This is a genomic window from bacterium (genome assembly GCA_023228325.1).
Taxonomy (GTDB): Bacteria; Auribacterota; UBA6266; order UBA6266; family UBA6266; genus UBA6266.
The window spans coordinates 748,253-773,605 of the sequence record JALOBK010000001.1 but is presented as its reverse complement, the minus strand read 5'-3'; the positions used below and the strand labels follow the sequence as shown (position 1 = coordinate 773,605).

The following is a 25,353-nucleotide window of genomic DNA, read 5'->3' as shown; positions in this document are numbered from 1 at the left end:
ATGCTTCTTGAATTGCATTGTCATACAAACAAACACTCTTCATGCAGCAAAATAAATCCCGTGGAACTTGTCAACAAAGTTTTCAGGAAACACCTGCAGGGTATGGTGATTACCGAACATCAGTATTTGTGGACGGATGAAGAACTGGGCGATTTAAAGAAAAAGGCTTCGGTGGGAGATGATTTTTTAATATTATCCGCCCAGGAAGTTGCCACTGAAATAGGGCATGTGCTTGTTTTCGGAGCCGCTGAAAGCATAAAAAAAGAGACGACGCTTAAGGAACTGAGGGTTGACTGGCCCGACGCCGCTCTGGTATGGGCGCATCCTTTCAGGGACGGCAGGATACCCGATAAAAAATATTTCCTGAGCGCGGACATTGACGCGGTTGAGATTTTCAGCGGGAATCATACCGCGTGTGAAAATGTGCTTGGCCTGTCATTCTGGCACGCGCATAAATTCACGGCGGTCGCCGGAAGCGATACCCATTCATCCGGGTTTTCGGCTATATTGCCTACCCAGTTTGACCATCCGGTCCGCGGCATAAAGGAATTAGCTTCGGAAATCAGGGGCGGCCGGTGCCGGCCCTTTTTCAAGGAAATACCGAAATCGGGCAGCAATATAACCGTTACCGAGTTAACATTGGGGACAAAAGGAAATGATGAATTCAGGGATAGGATAATCTTGAAACAGGTCTCCGACCGGAAAAAATGGAAAAAACTGGAGGAATCCACGAGAATATTACAGGAAGTTTATTCCCGGGGTTTCAAAAAAGGGACATTCAGGGTTCCCTCCGTCATCGATAAAGATGACGTGAAAATGCTTGTAATGGAAGAAGGGCAAAGGGGAAAAAGCCTTTTCGACCTTCTTGCGAATGTAAATCCCGGCGCCGGGCGCGCCTATTTTGAATTGTCGGCAAAATGGCTTGCGCGCCTGCATTCTTTAAGGCTCGAGCTCACAAGCGCCGGTGAAACGGCGGAAAAAGAGAAAAAAAGGGTTGAATCATATTTAAAATCGTTCATTGGCGCCGGCAACCCGTATGTGCGTGAAGCCGAAAAATTAATAAAGTTTGTAAAAGAGGAAGAAGATGGATATTTCAAGAAGGATTCATCGTCGTTTATCCAGAATCACGGGGATTATCATCCGAAAAATATCATAATAGGGCAGGATTTAAACCATGATATCAGCACTTTGTTTGTCTCGGTGATTGATTTCGGGAATTCCATCAGGTTTTTGAAGGAATACGACGTCGGATATTTTCTTGCCCAGTTTTCTTCCCAGTTAGGCGCCCTTCCCGGGATAAAAGAACTGTATCCTGAAGAGCGGTTCCTGGGATTTTATGCCCGGGAGGCCGGGGTGGAAGACGGCAGGTCGTTTATGAAAAAAGTTAATTTTTTCAAAATAAGGGCTAATTTAAGCATAGCCGCTTATTTTATAAAAGTGGGAAAAGGAGACGGCCCTGAAATGGATAAACTGATATCGGAATCAATGGATATTTACAGGAGGATCGTATAATGTGCGCAGCGGGAAAAAAATGTGCAAAGCTGTATCTGGTCAGGCACGGCGCCGCGGTTCCGGAAACGGAAAACCCCGAAAAACCCTTATCTGATGTCGGCAGGTATGAAACAATCAAAGTCGCGGAATCCCTGCGCGGCTTTATGGTGTTGCCCGATGAAATCTGGCACAGCGCCAGGCTGCGCACAAGGCAGACGGCGGGCCTTTTGAAGGATTTGCTGCGCGTCAGAAAATGTTTTGAGAAAAAAAACCTCCTGCCCGGCGACGACCCGGGGAAACTTATAACTGAACTGGCAAAAACATCAAAGCACATTATGGTGGTAAGCCATATTCCCTTTGTTGAAAAGGCCGCGGGGCTTTTGCTTGGGGGGAAAGAAGAATCAACGCCCGTTTCTTTCGATACGTCTTCGGTCGCTTGTTTCAAAAGGTGCGGCGGGAAGGAATGGAGCCTGGAATGGCTTATTACACCTGACGTTATTTGACGTCAATTGATATCAGCAGTATATCATCCCGGAAATTGCCGCCGCTGAAATCTTTCAGTTGGTCTATGAGTTTCTGGTTGAATAAAAGCGCGCCGGTCCGGTGATTGTTTTTAATGAAGCCTTCCAGCCGCGCGATGCCGAATTCTTCCCTGTCTTTGTCCATCGTTTCATTCACGCCGTCCGTGAAAAGCAGGATTTTATCCTTTGGCTCGAAATCGACTTTTGATTCATGGATTTTTTCTTTGTCTTCTATCATTATGCCCATCAGGGTTGCCTGAGGCTCAAGCCTGGTTATGTCGGAATCTGATATCCTGTACATATATTGCGGCGGGTGCCCGTAGTTTGAATAAGAAAGTGTCTTTTTCCCGAAATCGAGAAGACAGCAGAAAGCGCTTAAAAACATGTCCGTGCCTTCGAATGACTTGACGATAAAATCGTTCATCTCCTTAAGGAGGATTCCGGGGTCTTTGTGTTCCTGCGCGAGGCGTTCGAATTCTGTATGGAGCCTGTTTACCAGGAGAGCGGCCGATACCCCGTGCCCGGTCACATCGCATATGATAAATATTATTTTATCGTTATCGATGAAATGGAATTTGGCGTAATCTCCCCCGATGTAATTCATCGGGATATAAGTCACGGCTATATCCGCCTTTTCCATGCTGATGGATTTGGGTATAAGAGTGTTGTGGACCCTGTTCGCGAGCTGGAGCTCTTTCTGCATCTGGATATTCTGTATCTCATTTTCTTTCAGGAGTATGTAGTTCTGGATTTCTCTTGTGATTTCTTTTTTTCTTATCACCGCGCAGAGGACAAATCCGAGAAAGAGAAAGATTATGCCGTCAAAAAGCATTTGCGGGCTTTTGACCGCGCGCATGATTTCAGGCATATACTTTTCAAGGTGGAACAGGAGTATAGAATAAGCGGCCATGTGCATGAAGGTTATCGGTATGAGGTCAAGCGCTGTCCACGGGATGGTGAACGAGACGAAAAACAGCATGAACATGTAAAGAGCCGGGCCTATTTCTATATAATTTGAATAAATGATATGCAGCTTGGTTATGTTGATTAACAGGAAAACGGTGAACAGCATGGCTATGAGCTTCGCGGACCTCATGGTTTTTGTTTTTTTGTTCAGGAAAAGCACGATACCGCTGCTGATGAGGACTACGGCCATTATGGGAATTTCATCTGTCCTGAAATCGTAGGGATAAAAAATGTAACTTAAGAGATTGCCGATAAAAAAAAGTATTATCGTAAGCAGCGTGAACAGCTGTATCCTGCTTTTTATGAGTATTGTCTGGTCCTTCAGGAAAGAATCCAGGTAAGGCTCAAGCACCGGGTACATTTTTTTAATCATAGGCTGCATGTATTATTTATAGAAGAAAATCGGTTTTATATAAAGTCTTTTTTAACAAAAGTCATTTCTTGAGAAAATCGGCTTAAAGGCGTAAAATAAAAAATCGGGAGGAGGTGGCATAATGAAAGAAGTTGAAATCGGAGTCATAACCCATTACTTCAGCAAGATATCTGTCGGCATCATTAAGCTTTCCAAGCCCTTGAAAGTCGGCGATGAGATCCACGTGAAAGGCGCTCACGATGATTTCTCGCAGTCGATCGATTCGATGCAGATAGAGCATGAAAAAGTTGCTGAAGCGAAGCAGGGCCAGCAGGTCGGGATAAAGGTTCTGGGTAAAGTGCATGAGAACGATAAAGTTTTTAAAGTGGTGCCGGACTGATATCCCCTAAATACTGCTGTCTTCCATGATAGCTTTTCCGAGCCAGATAGACCTGTGTATATTCAGGGAAAAGCCCTTAGATATTCTCCATGCTATGCCCGCGATTCTTTCGGCGATATGTTCGACGACGGAGGGAACCGGCCCGCCGCCCGCTTTTTCGCCCAGCACGCAAAGGTCCGGCTGGTCGTTGACATAATCGATGGATACGAATTTTTTATCTTTATCCTTTGTCATCGCGATTTCTGTCGTGAAAAATTCCATATTCGTGGTTCTCGCGATTTCGGAAGTTATTCTTGCCAGCGGCAGGAGCCTGAAATTATACATTTCCCTTAATGATATGTGCCCGTACCAGCCGTTGTTTGTGTTCCACCAGCACGGTATGATTTCTCCGAAAAGGTAATAGACCCTGAACCACGCCATCCTGTCGCCGAGCGTCACCGGCTCGATTTTTTCCTGGAGAAGGAAATCGTCCCCTTCGTTATAATGGCGGGCCCTGGCGATTTCTTCGATGGAACCTTTCGCGTCTTTAACGACCCCTCTCTGCCCGAAGCCCGTGGCGGGCTTTATGATGAAGGGTTTTTTCAGGTTTTTAAGTTCTTCTTTCGTCAGCTTGAAGTTTTTGGGTTCCCAGTTTCTGACCACGACGCTGAAAGGCACGGGGATGTTTGCTTTTAATAATTCATAATGGGTAATGGCTTTGTTTGAAGAATGCCGCGCGTCATCGGGGTCGCATACCACGTAACCGCCCGCGTCTTTGACCGCGTAGCATAACCTCACGAAGGGGTCTTTCGGGTTAAAATAATCCGCCTGGTTATCAAGGATGAATCTTATTTTCAGTTTGCTTTTTTCGAGTCCGGAAATGACGCTTTCCGCGTTTTTTCTTGTAATCAGCAGGAAAGCCAGGTGACGGTATTCGCATTCGCGCTTCAGCCAGCCGATGAATTTTTCATTGGTTTTGCTGTGCCATGTCAGAGCTACATCAAATTTTTTCACCGGTTACCGCCTTTTAAAGAGTCTTTTCCCCCGCTGGAAAAAGCGCGATATCAAATCTGGAATATTGTATACCCAAAAAAGAAAAAAAGCAAGAATACTGAAGGCGGAAAAACTTGACGAAACCGGCTGAGAATGTAAGAATGTAAAGTATGAAACGGGTTATGTGATCGGGGGATGGGAATATGGCGCTTAATATCTTAATAGAAGAACAGAAACAGGGCGTTTATGTAGTTAAGCTTGCCGGGGAACTTGATTCAAACACCTATATGATGTTTCAGGATAAACTCAGGCCCTTTCTTGTTGAATCCACGGAAGTCATTATTTTTGATATGGCGGGCCTGAATTATATAAGCAGTATGGGCCTGGCGGAAATCTTTAAGATAAGAAAAAAGGTGGAAGCGTATAAAGGAAGCATTGTCATTTCCAACCTTCAGCCCCAGATAAAAAAAGTCTTTGAAATAGTGAAAGCCCTTCCTTCCGAGAAGGTTTTCGAGAGCAGGGAAGAAGTTGATAACTACCTGAACGCGATGCAGAGAAAAGAGATAAAGAAACAGAAGGAAGAAACCGAGTGGTGATTTTTACACTTTTTTCAGTTTCCATTTCCCTGATTTGAAATAAATTGTGTTCAATAAAGCCAGAACAGCCGATGATATAAGCATAGCCAGCCATATCCCGTTGAGTCCCAGCGAAGTATGTTTTGAAAGGTAAAGCGCAAGAGGAATTAAAACCACCCATAATCCTATGAATGTGTTTACCATTGCCGGGAACGTGTCGCCGGCCCCGATTATTGAGCGGTTCAGCGTCATTCCGACGGCGGTAAATATAAAGGAGAAAGCCATGATCCTGAGATATGTCGTCCCGAGCCGGACAACTTCGGAATTGTTATTGAATATTGATACGAGAAATGGGGCAAAGGCCAGGAATATCAGTGTCATCGCGACCATGAATACCGCGTAGTAACTTGTCGCGACCCACCCGCTTTTTTCGGCGCGCGAAGAGTTTTGGGCTCCGAGGTTCTGCCCCACTAAAGTCGCGGCGGCTCCGGCGAACCCGAAACCGGGCATTATAACTATCATTTCAAGCCTTGTGCCGATTCCGTATGCGACAACGGCGAATGTCCCGAAGGAAGCGACCAGAGCCATTATCGCGAGGTTCATCATGCTCCGGAAGCTCATTTGCGCGGAAGAAGAAATTCCTATTTTAAAAATCCTCCACATTATATCGAGATCCAGCCTGTATTCGCTCAGCCGGACATGTATCAAAGACCTTCCTTTCAACAGTATCTCAAGCGCGATGATTGAACCTATCGCCCTTGATATCACGGTTGCCCATGCCGCTCCGTTTATCCCCATCTCAGGGAAAGGCCCTATGCCGAATATCAGAAGAGGGTCTAAAATGATGTTAATCAAAGTTGAAAACGCCAGTAGAAGCATGGGAGTTTTAACATCGCCCGCCCCCTGAAAAATGGCTGATATCAGGAAAAGGAAAAACATTATGAATATCGAAGCGAATATTATCTGCAGGTAGCCTGTGCCGCACATGACGACCTCGGAACTCGCTCCCAGTATTTCCAGAAGCCATGGGCTGTAAAAATACCCGGCCGCGGACATGATAACCGAAATAAAAAAACTCATTGTTATGGACTGCATCGCCGTATTGTCGGCCTGCGCGTTTTCTTTCGCGCCTATGAAACGGGAAATAAGCGCTGTGGTCCCTGCTCCTATCCCTATCATAAAAAACATGACTATCATCAGTATTGTTCCGCTCATCGCCACGGCGGCTATTGCGTCCGGCCCGAGCTTGCCCACCCAGAACATATCAACAAGGTTGAATAATGTCTGCAGCAGGTTGGTAACGATAATAGGCAGGGACAAAAACCATATATGGCCGGCGATATTCCCGTTCGTAAGGTCTCTTTTTAAAGAGACATTTTTAAAGAATCTTTTGATCATGTTTTATCCCGTCCATGTATGTCATTAAAGAAGAACAAAATACATCAATAAACCTTTTTTGTTAAGGTTTTTCTTTTATAACAGCCTGCATAGTTTTTTTGAAGCGCCGGCATACAGGCATAAACATGATTATAACTTATTATTCGGCAGTATGTTGCGAGAGATGAAAAATTATTTTGCGTTGACACCGGGCCTGCGCGCGTATATAAATAGATATCAGTTTTAATATTTAAACAGGGGGATAAGTAAATGAATGTGGAAAGCGTCGGCGAAAATTACAAATGCAACATTTGCGGCAACGAAGTGGAAGTGACAAAAGCGGGCGGGGGAGAACTTGTCTGCTGCGGCGAGCCTATGGAGAGACTCTAATTAGAGCCGTTGTAGTTTTTCTTCCCGGTTTGTTTTTACTTTTCAGGCTTTTTAAAATAAGATAATATAATCTAAGCCTTAGCCTTAACCTCGACTTTGATTTCTCTCCGGCTTTTGTTTGAAGTTAACCTGAAAAAAGGGAGGCGATTATGAAGCTCAGCGTGAAAGCGTTTGCTCTTGCCGGCGGTATTCTGTGGGCCCTTTCGATGTTTCTTCTTACATGGTGGTTTATTATGACATGCGGCGATACGGGAGACCCCACCATAGTAGGCAGATGTTATTATATCGGCTACAGCATAAGCCCGCTCGGCAGTTTAATCGGCGCGGTTTACGGTTTCTTTGACGCCGCAATCGGCTGCGCTGTCTTTGCCCTTCTTTATAATGCGCTCGTGGGCAAAAAACAGCAGCCTTAACCTTAACCTCACTCCTTTATCGCGAACTCAACATTGACGACCGCGGTCACTTTTTTATCCAGTGACGAGGTGTCATTTTTCCCGTACCACGATACGTCGTAAGAGTTTACGGGTGTTATCTGGAAAACGCCCATTTTCGCGGCTCTCATCAGCCCTATGCTGTTTCCCGTTGATTTTGCCATCGCTTCGGCCCGTTTTTTCGCGTCATCGGTCGCTTTTTCGAGCATCTCTATCTTGAGGTCCGAGAGTTTTGTGTAAAAGTATTCGGGCGAAACGGATATGAACTCAATGCCTTTGTTGATTAACTCGGTTGATTCGCGCGATACGGCGTCTATCCTGTCTATATCATACGACTTGACTTCTATTCCCTGCGTAAGCTTGTATCCTTCTATCTCGTTTGTGTCGTATCCCTTTTCATTTTTCTTATAGAGCACATTGGTATTTACCTGCGCAAACGTGATTTCATCGGCTTTTATGCCCTTATCGGACAAATACTGTTTCACAGTCTTAAGGTCTTCCTTAAGCTTTTCGAATGCGGCGGTTAAGTCGGCGTTTCTTGCGAAGAAACCCGAATTCCATACGATATAATCCGATTTGATTTTCTTCTCCGCCGAACCTGTGACAGAGATGACTTCATTGCTGAATTTTTTGATTTTCATGAACCCCTGCGACATGATTACGCTTGAGAAGATTGTGGCAATAGCTATGCACAATCCCAGAATGATGACCTGAGTGTTCCTTAAGACTTTCAACCCTTCCATTTTTGTCCCCCCTGCTGATTTGCTTCGCAAATCAATGCGCCGAAGAAAAGGGTACGCCCAACCTGATATGTAATTTTATTGAGGCCGCCCCTCTTCCGGCTGTTTAAGTTAGAAAACATCTTCTAAAAACGAAATTAACCCATAATAGCGACAGCGTTATGACGTTCCCTGAAAAAAAATAAAAATAATTTTTTTAATAGCGACACAATGGTGTCGTTTGTATTATTATAATAAAGGAGATTTTATATTTCAGGGGAAACTTTATGATTGCCGGTTTGGCCGGGAAGAAATTTAAGAAATCAGGTCCCGCGAAGGATTTGGCGCTTTCCAGAAGAGAGTTCGATAAGAAAATCCGGCGTATAGTTACAATCCTGAACAAACTGGAAACCAAGAAAATCATTAGAACAAGCGACCTTGCCGCTGAATTCAACGTATCGCTAAGGACTATCCAGCGCGATATTAACCTGATAGACACTACGGGGTTTCCTTTGAAGCAGGAAGCGGAGCGGGGCTGCTATTCATTTATGGACAACTTTTCCCTCAAGCAGATAATGCTTTCAAGGGAAGAGGCCTCCCTCCTTTCTTTCCTTCACGGAATATCCAAGGTTCTGGGCAAAAAATTCGATGACTCGTTCAGTTCTATCCTTAAAAGGGTGATATCGTCCGAAAGCTCATCCCCGTTTTACGTGAAACTGCCCGAGGGAGAGCGGCTTTCGGAAGACTATCCCTTCCTTGAGAACCTGAAGTCGGCCATAAATGATGAAATAAAGGTCAAAATCGAGTATCCATCAGGAAAGGAAACAAAAGAGCACGAGGTAAGCCCGGTTAAACTGGCTTTTTATGAGGGCCTGTGGTATCTGCTTGCCTATGTAAAGGCCGGTGAGCTGATGAAATTCCGCCTGGACTTCATCAGCGGGGTAACGCTTCTTGATGAGTATTTCGAGATGCCCCGGAACCTCAAAACCATACTTGATGAGAGCGTGAACATCTGGTTTACGGAAAAGCGCGACAAGAAAGTGACATTCAAAGTTGATGAAGAAGCCGCGAAATACTTCAGGTACGGCAAGTATTTCCCCCTGCAGAAAGTCAAGCCTGAGAAGGACGGCGCAGCCCTCATCGAAACAAAAGTGGGCGTTTACGAAGAAATCATCCCCGCGATGCTTTCCTGGATATCGCATATCAGCGAAATCGAGCCCGCCGAACTGAAAGAAAAGGTAAGGGAAATTTTAAAAAGCGGATTTGAAAGGATTTGAAACCTTTTGCTTGACTCTGCGAAGCCTTGTGGTAGAATGTCTGTTAGTAGAGAATATCCATTATTTAATAGACATTTATCTGTAGTGGACATTTATTGGGAAGGTGATTGAATATAATGAGAGTACTCTTGGGAGATAAAGCGAATATAATTATACGGGCTATGCTGTCTCAACCCGATAAAAAATGGGTTGCCAGGGATTTTGAGAAAGGATTTGGGGTTTGTCGCGCGCATGCGGCAAAAGTGTTGTCCGCATTGTATGCGCAAGGCTTTGTCAGTGGAATTCGTTCCGGCCGACTCGGTTATAGCGTGTTACAAAACAAAGAAGAGTTGCTTGAGGAATGGCTCAAAGTTTACAAATTTGAACTTAATAAGACGTATCTTTATTACTCAGCCCGCGAAGATATCTTGGCCTGGCTAAAGGAATATTTTACGGCTAAAAATAGTGCCGGTAAGTATGCTTTAGCGCTTCATACCGGAGCGAATTTTATTACACATTATGTGAACACCCCGATAGTATATTGCTATTTGCCGGCCGAAGATTTCAATAATATCGCGCTGGATTTAAGACAAGCTCTTGACCTCAAGGAATTAAAAAAAGGCGGCAATTTCTATCTGATAAAGCCGCACTATAAAAACGCCGCGTTTTTCAATACCCAAGTGATAAATGGTTACAACATTGTTTCGAATCTCCAACTTTATTTGGATTTATACAACTTCCCGCAGAGGGGAAGAGACCATGCGGAATATTTGTTGAAAACGTTAAAAGAAGAAGGGAAAACCATTGTCTAAAGAATTTCCCGCTGAAAGATTGCTGATCAAAGTTATAAATGATTTGGCCGATTTTCTGCCGTATCTGGTTCTTGTCGGAGGTTGGGTGCCGTATATTTATGCAAAATATATATGGCCATATCGGTTGGACGGCGATTCTCCGGATTCAGTATCTGCTCTATGCGATTTCATCCCTGTCATTACCACTACCGATGTTGATTTTGGTATATCTGTTACTGCTTATTCCGGAAAGGAATCAATTGCTGAGCATATTAGGAAATTAGGATATGGGGAACGTCATGTATCAATGGATAGAATAATCCCGTTTGTGCCTGTTGTGAAAGATGAAGCAGGGGAAATGAAAGCCGAAGTTGAATTTATTTCTGATCCTGAGAGTCCCAAAAGAATTGTGAATAAAATCGTTGGGCGTGAAATCAAAGTAAATGAGATTCGAAATTTTAATTTACTGATTGATTCCACGATAACAGTATCAATGTATGGGCAAAATGTTCAGATACCGGCAGAAGCAAAATTTGCTTTTCATAAATTGCTTACTTTTGTCGATCGGCAAAATGATGAAAAGTTAAAAAAAGATCTTTATTATGTTTACTATATGCTTAGGTTTTGTCCTGAAAGGGAGTTGCTCGCTGATAACATAGTTCGTCTTATCAAAGAAAGGAAAGAGGGGAGCCAGGTTAAGGCAAACCTTAAAAAATATTTCAGTAGCATAGATGCGAAGGGGCCTCTGTTTGTAGAGCGGGAAAACGGCCCTGATTCTTATGTTGACGATGTGCGGCAGGATGTTTTTGATAGGTTTAGCGGAATCTTGCGAAAGGTTTTATCCCATTAAAACCAAAAGTACAATCCATTTCACCATAAAACCGTAGAATTAATGCTTCTTTTGTTATAGAATGACTTTAAAACAGGGGAGGGCGAATATGAAAAAGCCGACATTAATTATACTTCTTATTGTAATAATATGCGTCGTAGCGGTTGTCATTGTCCAGGGAATAAAGTTTCATAATAAAAAACAGCTTCAGGATATTATGGCCGATATCCACAAGTATACCGAAGAGGGCAAAGGCAACCACCTGATGGTCACCTATGACCCGCGCTGGGTTTTCAAGCACGAGGAGCTCAACAACATACTGGAATCGAACAAAATTCATTACACCAACTATATAAAGTACAAGATAGTCAAAAGCCAGGAAGGCTCAGATATGAAAACCCTGGATGACAAAATCCTGGCACTATATAAGAAAAGCAAGTAGCGGATTTTCCCAAAACTGCTTAATTAATTGACAATCCCGTTGTTTGCCGTATTTTTCCCTCTATTGACAAGAACTGTTTTATAGGGCATATTTACCTATAATTTATTTTGTTAACAGGCAAGCCTCGTATATTTTTAGGCCGCCAGATTTATCTTAACCCATTATCATGGAAAGTGATATGAAGGGATATCTTTTTTTGTTTTGTGTTTTAGTTTTGACGTTTTTTGCAACTTATGTATTGGCGGGGATGATAGTTTTTGAAGGGGGCAATATTTTATTCCCTGTTATTTGGCTTATAGGGTTTTGTGTATTGATTGTTAATGTGTGCCTTGCGCTTACGCAAGCGGTATTTTTTGTCTTTTCCCGGAAGCGTCTGTTGCCTGAATTGAAACCCGCAAAGAATCCTTTTACAGCAATTGTTTATCCTCTGAAAGATGAAACTTTCGGGATATATGAAAGGATTAAATATACTATTGAGCAGAATAAAATAGAAAATGCGCATTTTTGGATTTTAAGCGATTCCCATGGGGACAGCTTGAATTATGAAAATGAAACAGTCATTAAATTAAGAAAAGATTTCGGCTCCGAAATAATCAGATACAGGAACAGGAAAAATCCGGTTGAAAAAAAACAGGGTAATATAAGCGATTGGATTAAGCATTTCGGCCATCAATATGAATATATGATAGTTTGCGACGCAGACAGTGTTTTGCCCTGCGGCTCAGTTCAAAAGTTTATAAACAAAGCCGAACACCCTGTGAACAAGGATGTGGCGATCTTTCAGGGAGGGATCCGGGTAATACATGCGAAAACACTGTTTAGTAAATTCATAGCGCTTGCGACCGAATCTTCCCAGAAATTCAATGTAACTTTAATGTGGCGTATTTTTGAGCGCAGTATGTCTGTCGGGCACGGGAATCTCATCAGGATAGAGCCTTTTTCAAAAGTGAAACTCAAAGACGGCATTATATGCCATGATTTTTGGGAAACCGCTTATCTTGACAAGATGGGTTACAGGACATGTTACTGTGAAGATATTATAAGTTATGAAGAAGTTCCGAATAATTACCTTGAAATAAGGAGAAGAGACAGAAGGTGGGCTCGTGGGACTCTTCAGGCATGGCCTTTGGTCTTTTTAAATGGAATATCGCTCGGGACAAGATTTAATGTCGCCTACTGCGTATATTCTTATTTTGCCCATATGATGCTTCTATTTTGGTTGGTGGGAGGGTTTTTTTGTTCGTCCAGTTTCGGGGGGCAGTTGCTCACTTTTCAACGTTATGCTTTTGTGGGCTATGCGATGATAGATTTGGAATTATCCGCGATGCTTATCGGAACATTGCTGATTATGGCTTTCCACAAAATTGTGACATGCCGCAGCGTTAAAGACGTTTTCAATCTTATAGCGGAAATAATTTTTTCCACACTTGTGGCGCTTAACAACGTTTTTTATGTGACACTTGATTTGATATCCATCCCCTTTAAAAAAACGGGATGGCGCCCGATGTCAAAGAATCCTTTTGAAAGCCTTACATTGATGCAAACCGTAAAAACATTATTCCCGGGCACTTTATTCGGTTTGTTCTGCATCTTTTTGGGGTTGAAATATTCGGTTCATTGGCTGATGGTAAGCCTGCCTTTCATTATCAGTTTTGTCGGCGCCATTCCTTTGGTTTATTTAACTTCAACAAGAGGCGAATAAAATATGGATGAGAAAAAAATGAACGGGGAAAAAGAAGTTATTCCTGAACTCAGGGAAGAAATCGGTTCTCAAAAACCGGATCTTTTCAGGGTTTCTGAAAAAGAAAGAAAAAGGATAAGAAAGATTTATTATATAAAGCTTTCCGTATTTCTGGTGTTTTTATGTGTTCTTGGCCTGACGCCGATTAACAAGAATATTTCCGGCATAGCGAGAGTTATTCCGGAAAAGTATTCTTACATTGATGCTTTTCAGGAAGGCATAATATTTTCTGTCAATGTTAAAGAAGGCGATAAGGTTGAAAAAGGCGATCTCCTTTTCGAAATAAGGAATCTTGAATTGCTTTCCGAAATGGACACTTCATATGAGGAAGAAGTTATCCTGAAAGAGGAGATTCAAAAACTGGAAGGGGAAATATCCTGGCACAGGAAGGTTCTGGACCGGAATGTAAACCTGTATAACGAAGAAGTTATCGCGCCCGCCGAATTGGAACTTACCCGCTTGAAATACAACAATGCGCGCCACGAACTGGAAATTAAAAAGCAGGAACTCGAAATTGTCTTAAAAAGAAGGGGATATCTGCAGAAATGTATTGAAATGACTAAAGTTAAAAGTCCGATAGCCGGAATTGTAATCGGAAAACTTTCCGACAAACTGTTTACCGTTGCGGAAAAAGGCGAAAGAATCTGCCAGGTAGCCGATACGACAAAATTTATCCTTGAATTTCCCGTTCATGAGAAAAGAATCAGGTATGCCGGCGTGGGACAGCCGGTATCCGTGAAGTTTTATGCTTTTCCCAATAAGGTCTTTCAGGGAGAGCTTACCGAAATCCGACCGATTTTCTGGGAAAAAGAGAAAAAACTAATAATTACCGAAAATGTCATAAATGTTTATATAGATTTTAAAGAGCAGGTTCCGTATGAACTTAAGACCGGAATGAGCGCTTTTGTGAATATTCATGCGGGCAAGACGTGCTTCTTCGGGCTTATCAGGGAAAAGATTACATATTTATTTTCAATGTAGATGATGAAAAACTTTTTTGACAGTGTAATGGATCCAGTATTAGTTGCGATCGCCGCTATGCTTTTTTGCGGGAACGTCTCAGCGGAAAATCTATTTCTGCGTCAAGCAGTGGACATTGCTTTGAAGAACAGCCCTGATGTCGATATAGCGGAGCTCGAAGAAATGAAAGCGCAGTATCAGCTTAACGCGAGCACCGCGGAAATGCTGCCAAAGGTCGACGGATTCATACGTTATTCAAGCGATGATTATGTTTCCGATTCGACAAATAAAGGGTGGCTGATAAGCGGAGGGGTTGTCCAGCCTGTATGGAAAGCCGGCAAACTATTTTACACGAGACAATTCTATAAAAACCTGAAAGATGCGGCAGTTATTCAATTAGAAAAAAAGAAACTTGATGTTGCGTATGAAGTGAAAAAGGCTTTTTTTGACGTTTATAAATTCTCAGAACTTCTTAAGGTTGCCGATGAGACAAAAGATTTGTTGGCTTCCCACTATGGTAATGTCAACAAGATGTATGTTCAGAGGATTGTGCCTAAAGTTGATGTTTTAAGGACCAAGTCGCGTCTGGATGAAGCCCAGCTGGAACATATAGAAATATTGAATGAACTCTACCTTGCAAAAAACAGGCTGAATTATTTGCTGGATGTTCCTCTTGATTATGATTATGAGATAGTTTATTCCGAGAGCAATATGGATTTAAAGTTTACGCTTGATGAGTTGATGCAGGTAGCGTTCGAGAGAAGCCCGGAAGTTATATTGCAGGATTACGCTGAGCAAAACGCCCGGCTTAACACAAAAATTTCCCGCGCAGATCTCTTTCCGCAGATTGATGCCTACGCCAGGATAGGCAGGCTTCTCAGGACGGATTATGGCGATGATACAGAAAAGTCGGCCGGTTTCACCGCGAATATGGATATTTGGGATTGGGGCAAGAATTACAGCGAAATGAAAGCCTCGGATGTTAACTACCAGCAGGAACTGAGAAAAAGAAGGCTGTTGAATAACAGGCTAACGCTTGATGTCAGGAATGCATATATAGATTACGATATTTCTTTAAAAAGGATTAATGCTGCTGCGAGAGTGCTTGAAAGCTCCAAAGAAGAGCTGAAAAAACAGCTTATAAGGTTTAAAAACGGCCAGGCAACAAACCAGGAAATTCTCGATGCTGAAGTTTTCCATACGAAAGCGGGTTATGAACTTAAAAGGGCTTATGCCTTCAGCGGCGAGAAAAAAGGTTTTCTCGAGAGAGTCGTAGGTATTATCAACTTTGAGGAAATAGAAGAAAAACCGCGGGTCTTTGAAAATGATATGGATTTTATATCTTATGTTGAGTACAGGGCGTTTCTCTATTTTATGGAAGAGCAGAGCGGAAGGACAGGTTTATTCCGCGATACGTCGGGCGGCGGGGACTGCAGCATAGCAGCGACAGGTTTCGGGCTGGCTGCGTTGTGCGTAGGGGTTGAAAATGGCTGGATAGAGAAAGACGAGGCGGAGCGTAAAACAATTAAATGTTTAAAAACATTAGCCGGTCTTAACAACAGGAAAGACGGGTTTTTCTTCCATTTTCTGCAGATTGACACGGGGGAACGTTCTGGAAACTGCGAGGTATCTACGGTTGATACCGCGATACTTCTCTGCGGGGTGATCGCGGCATCCGAATATTTTAGCGGAGAAGTAAAAGAATTAGGTTATCAGATTGTCGGTTCAGTCCGATGGGAAGAAATGTTCGATAAGGGGGCAAAACGCTTCTGTATGGGGTGGACTCCGGAAGATGGGAACATCAAATACAAATGGAACTTTTATACGGATGAGATCTTTTTAATGGCGATTTTAGCGTTGGGCTCTACAGAAAATATTCCCGAAGATGTATTTTACAGTTTTGAAAGAAAGAAGATGTCCGGATTAAACGGCGAAGAATTTGTAGTCAGTTGGACAGGGGCTCTTTTTACCTATCAATACGCGAACATCTGGTTTGATTTAAGGGATAAGACAGACGCGGAAAATATTAATTGGTATGAAAACTCCAAAAAGGCTGTTATCTCTCAAATAGCGTATTGCAGGGAAAATTCCCCTAAATACCGGAGTTTCGGCAGAACCTCATGGGGAATCTCATCCTGTGAGACAAAAGATGGATACACTATGGCAATGGGCGCTCCGCCCTGCGGCGAGTTAAAACCCCAGTTTGACGGGACAGTCGCAATAACAGGTTCTGTCGGCTCGATAATATTTACCCCTTATGAATCTCTGAATTGCGCTAAATATTATTATTCTCAAAGCGACTTGTGGGGCAGGTACGGATTGAAAAACGCTTTTAATATCGATGAAAACTGGGTTTCGAATACCGCATACGGCATAGACAGGGGATTGATGCTTCTTGCAATTGAAAATTTCAGAAGCGAACTTATATGGAATTTGATGATGAAATCATCTGTAGTTCAAAAAGGTTTTGAAAGAGCGGGGCTCAAGTAGAAATGAGAAAAACCGGCGTAGTATTTTTATTAATATTTTTAATTCCTTTACTCGTTTTTGCGGAAGGAGAAAATGAAACTCTGTCCGCCGCGAAGAAGGCTTTTGATTCCATAGAGTCTAAAGTATCTGACAATTCTTTGCCGACGGCAAGAGATTATTTTAAGAACTCGTCGTTTGAATACCGGAGCACTCTTGAGAATATGTCTAAAATTGAATCCAATACGCTCTCCGCTCAGGAAAAATCGGATTATATGTTTATTCTTCTTATCATTTCTCTGAGAAAGCCGGAATTGCTTTCTTACAGCAAGGTAAAGCCGGATTACATTTCCGCCGCAAAGGGTTTTTTGGATTCAACCGCGCCGGCGGATTTATTCTATAGTCAGATGTTATATCTTTATAAGTCGGGGTTCATAAGCGAATGCCTGAGCATTATAGATACGGTTGATGCCCAGAATTGCGCCGGTGGGTTATTTTTTAAGTCGGGTGAATTTGCGTTGGAAGCCGGCAATGCGAAGGCAGCGAATATGTTTTTTGATTATTATCTGGGCAAGGTTCTGGAAAAGAGCAGTTATAAAGTGTTTAAAGAGGAGATTGCGAGAGTAGAAAACCTTTTCCGCGAACAGGAATATCATGCTTTAGCGAATAAATATGAATTGCTTGGCATTAAAGTGGCCCTTGATAAAGAAGACGCTCCGCAATCAATAGCCGACGGTGTCAGACATAAAGCGGCTGTGCTTTATAAGCAGGGCAGTTATTCTGAAGCTGTGAAGTATTACGAAGTTCTGTATTTTAAAACAAAAGACCCTTCGGTTAAAAAAACAATTGCCGATATCTATTTCGACTTAAATGAGTATGAAAAAGCGCTGCAGATGTATTTATCTATAGATAATTTTGAAAAAGATAGTTATTCGTGTTTCAGGACCGGGCTATGTTGTTACTATTTGAATGACAGGGCTAAAGCATATTCGATATTAAGAGACCTGTTGAAAAGTGTTCCCGATTCCGAGTATTCCGACGACATTCTTTATTATCTCTGGAAAATCAATGAGGAGGCGGGCCTTATTGACGAGAGTGGCGAATATTATAACGAGCTTAAAAAAAGATATCCGGGAAGTGAATACATTCTTAAAATTGAAAAACAAAAGGAGCTTCTATGAAAAAAATAAAACTTCTGCTTCTGTTATTGGGCTTAAGCATATTTGCTGTAATCAATACGCCGTCATCTGGTTCTGAACTATCGCAGGTAATGGCCGACATTCATAAATTCAATGAATCCGGGGCAGGAAGCGGCCTGATGGTGACATATGATCTTAACTGGGCCGAGAAAAATCCTGAGCTGAGCGCTGTTTTAAAAGCGAACGGTATTTCTTATGAAAATTACATCAAATATAAGATTATCAAAAGCAGGGAAGGAATTGATGTCAGTAATCTTGATGAAGATATATTGAAGCTAAACAATTCGGAGGAGACAAGTACTCCTATAACTTCAAGTAAATCCTCAGTCAGTAGTTCTAGTGCGGAGGATATATATGCTCTGGTAGAAAGGTTGAATAACGCGCAATCCTCTTCGGCCTCCACCTCACCTGAGATGATGCAGATAGTGAATGACATTCATAAATTCAAGGAGTCCGGGGCCGGGATTGGGCTGATGGTGACATACGACCCCAAGTGGGTTGAGAAGAATCCTGAACTGAATGCCGTTTTAGAGGCAAACGGGGTATTTTATGGGGATTATATTAAATATAAGATCATAAAAAGCAACCAAGGTGTTGATGTGAGCAACCTTGATGAAGATATACTGAAATTAAACAATTCGGTTGGGGGAAATTCCTCCTCATCGAATTCTTCTATAGTTTCAGGCAGCTGGAAAGTTATAGATTTTGAAGCTTCAAATAGCCAAACAGTTTCATCCTCGATAATAGACGACATTCATAAATTCAATGAATCCGGGGCAGGAAGCGGCCTGATGGTGACATATGATCTTAACTGGGCCGAGAAAAATCCTGAGCTGAGCGCTGTTTTAAAAGCGAACGGTATTTCTTATGAAAATTACATCAAATATAAGATTATCAAAAGCAGGGAAGGAATTGATGTCAGTAATCTTGATGAAGATATGTTGAAATTAAACAATACAGCAGTAGTAAATTCTTCCTCAGCATCTTTGTCATCTGAACTATCGCAGGTAATGGCCGACATTCATAAATTCAATGAATCCGGGGTCGGAATCGGTCTGATGGTGACATACGACCCCAAGTGGGTTGAGGAGAACCCGGAACTGAATGCTATTTTAAAGGCGAACGGCATATTTTATGGAGATTACATTAAATATAAAATCATAAAAAATAATCAGGGAGTTGATGTTAAGAATTTGGACGATAAGATATTAAATTTAAGCACATTAGAGAATTCGGGAAATGGAAGCGTTACATCGGGCGGAGCGCCTTCCCAGACAAGGCCTCTAAGCGATTACCAGGGCTTACAGACAGTAGGAGATTATGCAAATGATGGATTGCCGGCGGGTCTTTTTGAACCTGTTACCGATAGTGGAAATGGGACAACAGGTGATTTGACAATCTTTGGTTCCGATGGGTCAACAGTGAATGGAAGCACAGGCCCTTTAACTTGGAAGCATGATAAATACAGGGTGGGTCCGTCAGGTGTTAGTGGCGGGGAAGAAGATGAAGAGCAAGATGAAGAAGGGGAAGAAGATGATGAAGATGATGAAGAGGGAGATGCTTCCGACGAAGGGAGTGAAGAAAATAGCGCAAAAGATGAACAGGGCGAACCGGTATTGATACCTGACGGAAATTTTTATTCCACAGAAAAAGACCTGATTGGCAAATACGATTGCCATACATTTAACCGCTATTACAACAGCTTAAGACAGGTTGACAGTGGTTTTGGAACAGGATGGGGGCATAGTTTCTTCTGGCAGTTGAAAGAAGAAGGCAATGAGATTGTTATATATTCTCCCGATTTGAAAAAACTTGTCTTCGAAAATAATGACGGTGTTTATTCAGCCAAAAAACCCAACAATTTTTCCAGACTTATAAGAAAAGACGGCAGTTTTATACTTTCTTTCCCCGCCGGCGAAAGGTGTGTTTTTTATAAAGATGCAAACAAGAAAGTAACTTATATGACCGGTCTTTACGATTTGGAAGGGCTAAAACAGGAATTTGAATATGATTCTACCGGCATGTTTCTTAAAAAGGTAAAAGACAGGCAGGGGAATTGTATCTCATTCGACTATAGCGAGACAGGACGTGTTACAAAAATAACTGATAATACGGGCAGAGTGGTGTCTTACAGTTACAATATTTCCGCCGGCTCGGTTTCCCAAGTCATCAAACCGGATAACTCAAAAGTGAGTTATTCATATGACTCTCGCGGAAACCTCTCGGAAAAAGTTTTTTCCGATGGGACGGTGCTTGTTTCGACTTATGACAACCGGTGCAGGACATTAAAACAGTTTCTCGGCAAAAAACTCACTTATGAGTTCAAATATGGTGATAAAGACAAGAAAGTTTTATATTACGAACTTGGCAAACTTGCCAAAACGTATTTTTATGACGATAACAAAAACCTGACAAGAATTGTTTTTGAAAACGGTGCCGAAGAGAAAAAATACAACAAGGACCAGCTTGTAGCGGAATATATAGACGCGGCTGGGAACAAAACTTTATTTGCTTACGATGACAAAGGAAATGTAATCCGGAAAACTTATCCCAACGGCGCTGTTGAAAAATTCGAGTTTGATGAATACAGCTGCCTTACTGAATATATCGATTCCCTGGGCAATACAACGAAAATAGTTTATAAGGGCGCAAAACCTGAAAAGATAATAAATCCTGAAGACGCGGTCACGTCATTTAAATATGACAAAAACGGTTTTCTTGTCAAAGTCGATTATCCTGACGGCGGAAAAATTGTTTACGAAAGAGACGAAAAAGGAAATGCGCTGAAAATAGACAACAACGGCGTTATATCAAGATTTTCTTATGATTTGCTCGGCAACATCAATAAAGAAATAAGCCCGTCGGGTTTAGTTACCGAATACACTTATAATCCCTTAAACAAACCGACGATTGTAAAAAAGATATCCGGAACCAAATCTTATGAAATGGGATATAAATACGACCCGTTCGGGAATTTAATCGAGATTAAAGACGCGCTGGGAAGAATTACCGCCTTAGATTGGGTAGAGGGCTTTTTTAACCGTGTGGAGAAGATAACCGATCCGGAAGGCAACCCTGTAGTTTTTTCCTATGATGAAGTCGGCAATCTTTTGTCAAAAACAGACCGCAACGGAAACACATGGGCTTACACTTATGATGTTAAGAACAATCTTACTTCGGTAATTGACCCGTTTAAGCACGGTATCAGGGCTGCATATGACAACAGGGGAAATCTTATTGAAGAAATCTCAAGAGATAAAATAAAAAGAGCGTTTGAGTATGACGGCGCGGGCCGCATAGTGAAGGTGTCGACGGCGGAAAGAGCGGATAAAGAAATAAAATACGATATAGCGGGCAATATCCTTGAAGTTATTGACGGTAACGGCAATCCCGTAAAATATAAATATGGTAAAACCAGCAAAGTCATAGAAACTGTTGATGCCGAAAATATAAGCACGCGATACGAGTATGATGTTATGGGGCGCATTTCATCCATTACAGATGGGGAAGGGAATACCACCAGCTATATTTACGATAAAACGGGGAAAATCATCCGCATAGAAGATGGAGAAGGGCTGAAGAGGGATTTTATATATGATAAAGCGGGCCGGCTGGCGAGAAAAACATTTCCTGACGGTTCCTCGGTTAATTATCAATACGACAGTTTCAGCAGGATTTCGAAGATTGTTTATCCCGATGATACTGTTGAGTATGACTATGACGCGGTAGGCAACATAATTTCTATGAAAAACAATTTTACCGAAGTAGCTTATAAATACGATAATTTAAACAGGGTGATTGAAGAAAGAGACACTCTTACCAACAAAGTAATAGCCTACACATATGATAAGGAAGGAAACAGAAGGGCATTTGTGTTGAATGACAACTATGTTGTTAATTACGGTTATGACGAACTGAACAGGCTCATCTTTATTGAAAACTCCGGAAAGAAGTTTAAATACAGCTATTCTCCGGGCGGAAAGACCGTTGAAAAGAAATACCCTAACAATATGGCAGTTAATTATGAATATAATCAGTATGGTAGGATGGATTCAATTAATGTTTGTTCCGGAGCCGGAGAAGTTATGGATTCCTTTAAATATGAATACGATAACGCCGGCAATATCGTAAAGGAAATAAACAAATTTGCGAAACACGAGTACTTATACGATAAAACCTACCGCTTGCTTAAAGAGATGGCAAACGGGACTGTTACGGAGTATCAATATGATAAGGCGAATAATAGAATAGTGATGCTGAATGATTCGGAGGAAATATACTACACCTACAACAACGCAAACCAACTGCTTAAAGCGGGCGATGTAAGTTTTGAATATGACGCGAGAGGTAATATTATCAAAGAGGGCAATAAAAAATATTCATACGATTATAATAACAGGATGGTTTCCGCCAAAGTCGGCGCTAAAGACGTAAACTATGCCTACGACCCCCTTAGCAGAAGAATCGCACGCAACAACACAAAATACATCTATGACGGTTTTAAAGTAATACAGGAAAAAGAATCGGGGCTCCTCGGCAACCACGCAGTAACTTACCTGAGAGGCTCATCCCTCGATGAAATCCTTTCCCGCACGGCCTCACCTTCGGTATACTATTATGAAGATATAAGAGGGAGTGTCAGGGGTATTACAGACACGAACTCCAACTTAATCCAGAGCTATGAATATACCGCATTTGGAGAGAGAACCTCAACAGCTCACGGGAAGAACTTTTTGTTCTTTGATAAAGGCATCAACCAGCCTTACGGATTCACAGGAAGGCCTATTGATAAAGTAACAGGGTTATATAATTATCGCCTCAGAGACTACAATCCTGAAATAGGACGTTTCATCCAGCCGGACCCGCTGGGACAAATCCCCGGGCCTAATATTTATGCCTACTGCAACAACAACCCAATCAACTGGGTTGATCCCTGGGGGATGGATAAAGTATTTATTATCCCAGGTACAACGACCTCTATTTATGATGTTGATAGGAATTATATAACTACCATATCGAGAACATTTTCTGATGCAGAAGTGTCTCTGTTTGCATGGGATAGCAATAATACGGATAGCGATAGACAAAAAGCCGGAGAGCGTTTGTCAAACGTAATAAATCGCTACAGGGAAAATAATCCAAATGAGAGAGTTATTGTTGTTGCACATAGCCATGGGGGGAATGTTGGTGTTATTGCTTCTGGTAATGCTAACATTGATATTATGATTACTATGGGAACACCTGTAAGAGATTATATGCCTAACATGAATAATATTGGAGAATTTTACAATTTTTATAGCGTTAATGATCAGGTGCAAATTAGAGGGGGACAAGATGGAGATAATCCTCCTAGTTGTTTAGTTGATTCTGATTTTTGGTTTCAATCTGCGGGAAGAACATTTGATTTACAAGGCATTTCAAATATTGAAGTTCCTTTTGATCAAGGGCCAGCTGGAAGCCATACCCAAATGCCAACTTTGGATTTCTGGGATACGTTTGTCAATGGTACAGTTAATAATGGAATAGAAAGGTGTGATTAAAATGATAATGCCTAATTTATTATCCTTAATTTTAATTTTTATAATTAACATAAAGAGCACTAACCCAATAAACCCTCAACATCTTGATATAAATATAGATATATGGTTTTTTATAAAAAGCTCGCTCCTTTTTTATGCGGGGTTTTTCGGTTTGCCGACATTATTTTGTTTTGTTCTTAAGAAAAAATATAAGTTTGATAATTTTTTTATAAAGATATTAATTTATATCTTTGCGGCTATATTATTCTCTCTTTCGTTTTTTGTTTTCATGGGGTCTGACTGCTATGTGAAATATTTTTATTTTTCGAGGCAGTTATCATATGTTTATTATGAAAACCTTGCAAGTATTAGTGCTGCTTTCAAATTTATTTCTTTTGGGTTAGTTAGTCTCTTAATCATGTTAGCCCATTCTTTAATTGATTATCTCAGAGAGAAGAAAGGTCAGATTTATAGAAAATAGAAATTCCTATGAAAAACACACTTCGGATTTTAATAGCAATTTTGCTGGTTTTTGTTTTTGCTACGAAAAAGGGGTCAGCGCCCTTTAATTAACAACACAAAATACATCTATGACGGTTTTAAAGTAATACAGGAAAAGGAGTCAGGTCTCCTCGGCAACCACGCAGTAACTTACCTGAGAGGCTCATCCCTCGATGAAATCCTTTCCCGCAGCGCCTCACCTTCGGTATACTATTATGAGGACATAAGGGGGAGTGTCAGGGGCATCACAGATGCTAACTCCAACTTAATCCAGAGCTATGAATATACCGCTTTTGGAGAAAGAACCTCAACGGCTCACGGTAAGAACTTCCTGTTCTTTGAAAAAGGCATCAACCAGCCCTATGGTTTTACCGGCCGGCCGATAGATAAGGCTACGGGGTTATATGATTATAGATTCAGAGATTACAATCCTGAGGTGGGACGTTTCATCCAGCCGGACCCGCTTGGCCAAATCCCAGGCCCGAACATCTATGCCTACTGTAACAATAACCCAATCAACTGGGTTGATCCGTGGGGGATGGATACTTATATGGCAAATCGTGAGTTGGGGGGAAATAGAGCAAAAAGTTACTATAATCCCCTTACGCATACTTATGTTTTTACGACTCAAAATGGTGAGTTGGAACATACATATAGTTGGGGAAATGTGAGTGGTGAGAATGGGGTTAGAGAATGGCACATGGATAGGGAGGAAGACATACAAGCCGCTAGAGAAAGTTTAGAAAGAGAATTGGCGGTAAGGGTTGCAGACGAACCTTTCGATACGTATATTGATGAAAATTTTAATGAGAGACTTGATCCAAATCACTCAAGCCATCATAACTGGTGGGCATGGGATAACTGCAAACACGAAACGAGAGATTTAATTGAAGAAGCTTTGAGAGAATGGGAAAGAGATCTTAATAAAAGAAATTAAGAGACATCATAACTGAGTAGCTTAACATAGGATGGAACATATGGATAAGCAAAATAAATATCTGATTTTTCTTATTGTGCTTTATGTTTTTTATCTTGGCTTTTTCTCTGCATTAATCAATTTAGATAGTTTAATTTGTTTAGATTGGAAAATATTCCTTAAATTATTTGTAATAGTATTTATTGTATATATATATATATACAATAAATACAAAAGGAAATTTGCTCTGATTGATTATTATGCCTTATTTATTCCATTTTTCTTTTGGTTGGTTTTAACATCCGTTTTTGGGGGAAAATCTGGGACAAATTTTTTAATTGTCGAATTTCCGATAGTTGGAATATTGTCAGGTTTATATTATATAAAATTTCCAATTATATCTAGATATCAAATTAAGAAGCCTGTATATATTAGTGTTGTATTATTGATTGCAATTTGTATATTAATAAGTGTAATGTACTTTTTGCTTCCTTCGCTGCCAGAATGAATAAACTATAGGTGGCTATTCCTATTTAGGG

The 25,353-nt window shown here is 41.5% G+C and carries 21 protein-coding genes; 17 read left to right on the top strand and 4 right to left on the bottom strand.

Annotated elements, in window-relative coordinates:
* Complete coding sequence (locus tag M0R36_03585; protein ID MCK9554885.1) at positions 1-1,512, top strand: phosphotransferase; 1,512 nt, start codon at positions 1-3, stop codon at positions 1,510-1,512.
* Complete coding sequence (locus tag M0R36_03580; protein MCK9554884.1) at positions 1,512-1,994, top strand: histidine phosphatase family protein; 483 nt, start codon at positions 1,512-1,514, stop codon at positions 1,992-1,994. The genes M0R36_03585 and M0R36_03580 overlap by 1 nt, the downstream gene beginning before the upstream one ends.
* On the opposite strand, the gene M0R36_03575 is transcribed toward M0R36_03580, so the two are convergent.
* Positions 1,987-3,351, bottom strand: coding sequence for a serine/threonine-protein phosphatase (locus M0R36_03575; GenBank protein ID MCK9554883.1), 1,365 nt, complete (start codon positions 3,349-3,351; stop codon positions 1,987-1,989). The genes M0R36_03580 and M0R36_03575 overlap by 8 nt on opposite strands.
* A 121-nt stretch (positions 3,352-3,472) precedes the next feature.
* Between M0R36_03575 and M0R36_03570 the strand changes: the two genes are divergently transcribed.
* Positions 3,473-3,730, top strand: a complete 258-nt coding sequence (locus M0R36_03570) for a hypothetical protein (protein MCK9554882.1) — start codon at positions 3,473-3,475, stop codon at positions 3,728-3,730.
* A 6-nt stretch (positions 3,731-3,736) separates the two neighbouring features.
* On the opposite strand, the gene M0R36_03565 is transcribed toward M0R36_03570, so the two are convergent.
* Positions 3,737-4,723, bottom strand: coding sequence for a hypothetical protein (locus M0R36_03565; protein MCK9554881.1), 987 nt, complete (start codon positions 4,721-4,723; stop codon positions 3,737-3,739).
* A gap of 182 nt (positions 4,724-4,905) precedes the next feature.
* On the opposite strand from M0R36_03565, the gene M0R36_03560 reads away from it, so the two are divergent.
* Positions 4,906-5,298 (top strand): STAS domain-containing protein, encoded by a 393-nt coding sequence (locus M0R36_03560; GenBank protein MCK9554880.1) that lies wholly within the window; start codon positions 4,906-4,908, stop codon positions 5,296-5,298.
* A gap of 3 nt (positions 5,299-5,301) precedes the next feature.
* On the opposite strand, the gene M0R36_03555 is transcribed toward M0R36_03560, so the two are convergent.
* Positions 5,302-6,675, bottom strand: a complete 1,374-nt coding sequence (locus tag M0R36_03555; GenBank protein ID MCK9554879.1) for an MATE family efflux transporter — start codon at positions 6,673-6,675, stop codon at positions 5,302-5,304.
* Between the two features lie 249 nt (positions 6,676-6,924).
* Between M0R36_03555 and M0R36_03550 the strand changes: the two genes are divergently transcribed.
* Together M0R36_03550 and M0R36_03545 are read left to right on the top strand one after the other, a co-directional pair.
* Positions 6,925-7,044 carry a desulfoferrodoxin FeS4 iron-binding domain-containing protein gene (locus M0R36_03550; GenBank protein ID MCK9554878.1) on the top strand — a complete coding sequence of 40 codons (120 nt, stop codon included), beginning with the start codon at positions 6,925-6,927 and terminating at the stop codon, positions 7,042-7,044.
* Between the two features lie 149 nt (positions 7,045-7,193).
* On the top strand, positions 7,194-7,457 hold the full coding sequence (locus M0R36_03545; protein MCK9554877.1) for a hypothetical protein: 264 nt from the start codon (positions 7,194-7,196) through the stop codon (positions 7,455-7,457).
* An 8-nt stretch (positions 7,458-7,465) separates the two neighbouring features.
* On the opposite strand, the gene M0R36_03540 is transcribed toward M0R36_03545, so the two are convergent.
* Entirely contained in the window at positions 7,466-8,218 is a 753-nt protein-coding gene (locus M0R36_03540; GenBank protein MCK9554876.1) for an SIMPL domain-containing protein, read from the bottom strand.
* A gap of 263 nt (positions 8,219-8,481) precedes the next feature.
* On the opposite strand from M0R36_03540, the gene M0R36_03535 reads away from it, so the two are divergent.
* The 11 genes from M0R36_03535 (at position 8,482) to M0R36_03485 (ending at position 25,322) form a co-directional block, all read left to right on the top strand.
* Positions 8,482-9,471 (top strand): WYL domain-containing protein, encoded by a 990-nt coding sequence (locus M0R36_03535; protein MCK9554875.1) that lies wholly within the window; start codon positions 8,482-8,484, stop codon positions 9,469-9,471.
* Positions 9,472-9,587: 116 nt separating this feature from the next.
* On the top strand, positions 9,588-10,262 hold the full coding sequence (locus M0R36_03530) for a type IV toxin-antitoxin system AbiEi family antitoxin (protein MCK9554874.1): 675 nt from the start codon (positions 9,588-9,590) through the stop codon (positions 10,260-10,262).
* A gap of 85 nt (positions 10,263-10,347) precedes the next feature.
* Positions 10,348-11,091, top strand: coding sequence for a nucleotidyltransferase domain-containing protein (locus tag M0R36_03525; GenBank protein ID MCK9554873.1), 744 nt, complete (start codon positions 10,348-10,350; stop codon positions 11,089-11,091).
* Positions 11,092-11,179: 88 nt separating this feature from the next.
* Complete coding sequence (locus M0R36_03520; protein MCK9554872.1) at positions 11,180-11,512, top strand: hypothetical protein; 333 nt, start codon at positions 11,180-11,182, stop codon at positions 11,510-11,512.
* Positions 11,513-11,678: 166 nt separating this feature from the next.
* A complete protein-coding gene (locus M0R36_03515; protein ID MCK9554871.1) occupies positions 11,679-13,214 on the top strand; it encodes a hypothetical protein in 1,536 nt (511 codons plus the stop codon).
* A 3-nt stretch (positions 13,215-13,217) separates the two neighbouring features.
* Complete coding sequence (locus M0R36_03510; GenBank protein ID MCK9554870.1) at positions 13,218-14,234, top strand: efflux RND transporter periplasmic adaptor subunit; 1,017 nt, start codon at positions 13,218-13,220, stop codon at positions 14,232-14,234.
* Positions 14,235-16,703, top strand: coding sequence for a TolC family protein (locus M0R36_03505; GenBank protein ID MCK9554869.1), 2,469 nt, complete (start codon positions 14,235-14,237; stop codon positions 16,701-16,703).
* Between the two features lie 2 nt (positions 16,704-16,705).
* Entirely contained in the window at positions 16,706-17,860 is a 1,155-nt protein-coding gene (locus tag M0R36_03500; GenBank protein MCK9554868.1) for a tetratricopeptide repeat protein, read from the top strand.
* Complete coding sequence (locus tag M0R36_03495; GenBank protein ID MCK9554867.1) at positions 17,857-23,418, top strand: DUF6531 domain-containing protein; 5,562 nt, start codon at positions 17,857-17,859, stop codon at positions 23,416-23,418. The genes M0R36_03500 and M0R36_03495 overlap by 4 nt, the downstream gene beginning before the upstream one ends.
* 517 nt (positions 23,419-23,935) lie before the next feature.
* Positions 23,936-24,835 carry an RHS repeat-associated core domain-containing protein gene (locus M0R36_03490; GenBank protein MCK9554866.1) on the top strand — a complete coding sequence of 300 codons (900 nt, stop codon included), beginning with the start codon at positions 23,936-23,938 and terminating at the stop codon, positions 24,833-24,835.
* A 40-nt stretch (positions 24,836-24,875) separates the two neighbouring features.
* The gene (locus tag M0R36_03485; protein ID MCK9554865.1) at positions 24,876-25,322 is read left to right on the top strand and encodes a hypothetical protein; all 447 of its coding nucleotides are present in this window, start codon (positions 24,876-24,878) and stop codon (positions 25,320-25,322) included.
* Positions 25,323-25,353: the final 31 nt, after the last annotated feature.

Bases quoted from the DNA above. Each gene is read 5' to 3' on its own strand.
- M0R36_03555 (MCK9554879.1), bottom strand. From the start codon at position 6,675: ATGATCAAAAGATTCTTTAAAAATGTCTCTTTAAAAAGAGACCTTACG.
- M0R36_03485 (MCK9554865.1), top strand. From the start codon at position 24,876: ATGGATAAGCAAAATAAATATCTGATTTTTCTTATTGTGCTTTATGTT.
- M0R36_03580 (MCK9554884.1), top strand. From the start codon at position 1,512: ATGTGCGCAGCGGGAAAAAAATGTGCAAAGCTGTATCTGGTCAGGCAC.
- M0R36_03545 (MCK9554877.1), top strand. From the start codon at position 7,194: ATGAAGCTCAGCGTGAAAGCGTTTGCTCTTGCCGGCGGTATTCTGTGG.
- M0R36_03520 (MCK9554872.1), top strand. From the start codon at position 11,180: ATGAAAAAGCCGACATTAATTATACTTCTTATTGTAATAATATGCGTC.
- M0R36_03560 (MCK9554880.1), top strand. From the start codon at position 4,906: ATGGCGCTTAATATCTTAATAGAAGAACAGAAACAGGGCGTTTATGTA.
- M0R36_03550 (MCK9554878.1), top strand. From the start codon at position 6,925: ATGAATGTGGAAAGCGTCGGCGAAAATTACAAATGCAACATTTGCGGC.
- M0R36_03540 (MCK9554876.1), bottom strand. From the start codon at position 8,218: ATGGAAGGGTTGAAAGTCTTAAGGAACACTCAGGTCATCATTCTGGGA.
- M0R36_03570 (MCK9554882.1), top strand. From the start codon at position 3,473: ATGAAAGAAGTTGAAATCGGAGTCATAACCCATTACTTCAGCAAGATA.
- M0R36_03575 (MCK9554883.1), bottom strand. From the start codon at position 3,351: ATGATTAAAAAAATGTACCCGGTGCTTGAGCCTTACCTGGATTCTTTC.
- M0R36_03530 (MCK9554874.1), top strand. From the start codon at position 9,588: ATGAGAGTACTCTTGGGAGATAAAGCGAATATAATTATACGGGCTATG.
- M0R36_03505 (MCK9554869.1), top strand. From the start codon at position 14,235: ATGATGAAAAACTTTTTTGACAGTGTAATGGATCCAGTATTAGTTGCG.
- M0R36_03585 (MCK9554885.1), top strand. From the start codon at position 1: ATGCTTCTTGAATTGCATTGTCATACAAACAAACACTCTTCATGCAGC.
- M0R36_03500 (MCK9554868.1), top strand. From the start codon at position 16,706: ATGAGAAAAACCGGCGTAGTATTTTTATTAATATTTTTAATTCCTTTA.
- M0R36_03535 (MCK9554875.1), top strand. From the start codon at position 8,482: ATGATTGCCGGTTTGGCCGGGAAGAAATTTAAGAAATCAGGTCCCGCG.
- M0R36_03510 (MCK9554870.1), top strand. From the start codon at position 13,218: ATGGATGAGAAAAAAATGAACGGGGAAAAAGAAGTTATTCCTGAACTC.
- M0R36_03515 (MCK9554871.1), top strand. From the start codon at position 11,679: ATGGAAAGTGATATGAAGGGATATCTTTTTTTGTTTTGTGTTTTAGTT.
- M0R36_03495 (MCK9554867.1), top strand. From the start codon at position 17,857: ATGAAAAAAATAAAACTTCTGCTTCTGTTATTGGGCTTAAGCATATTT.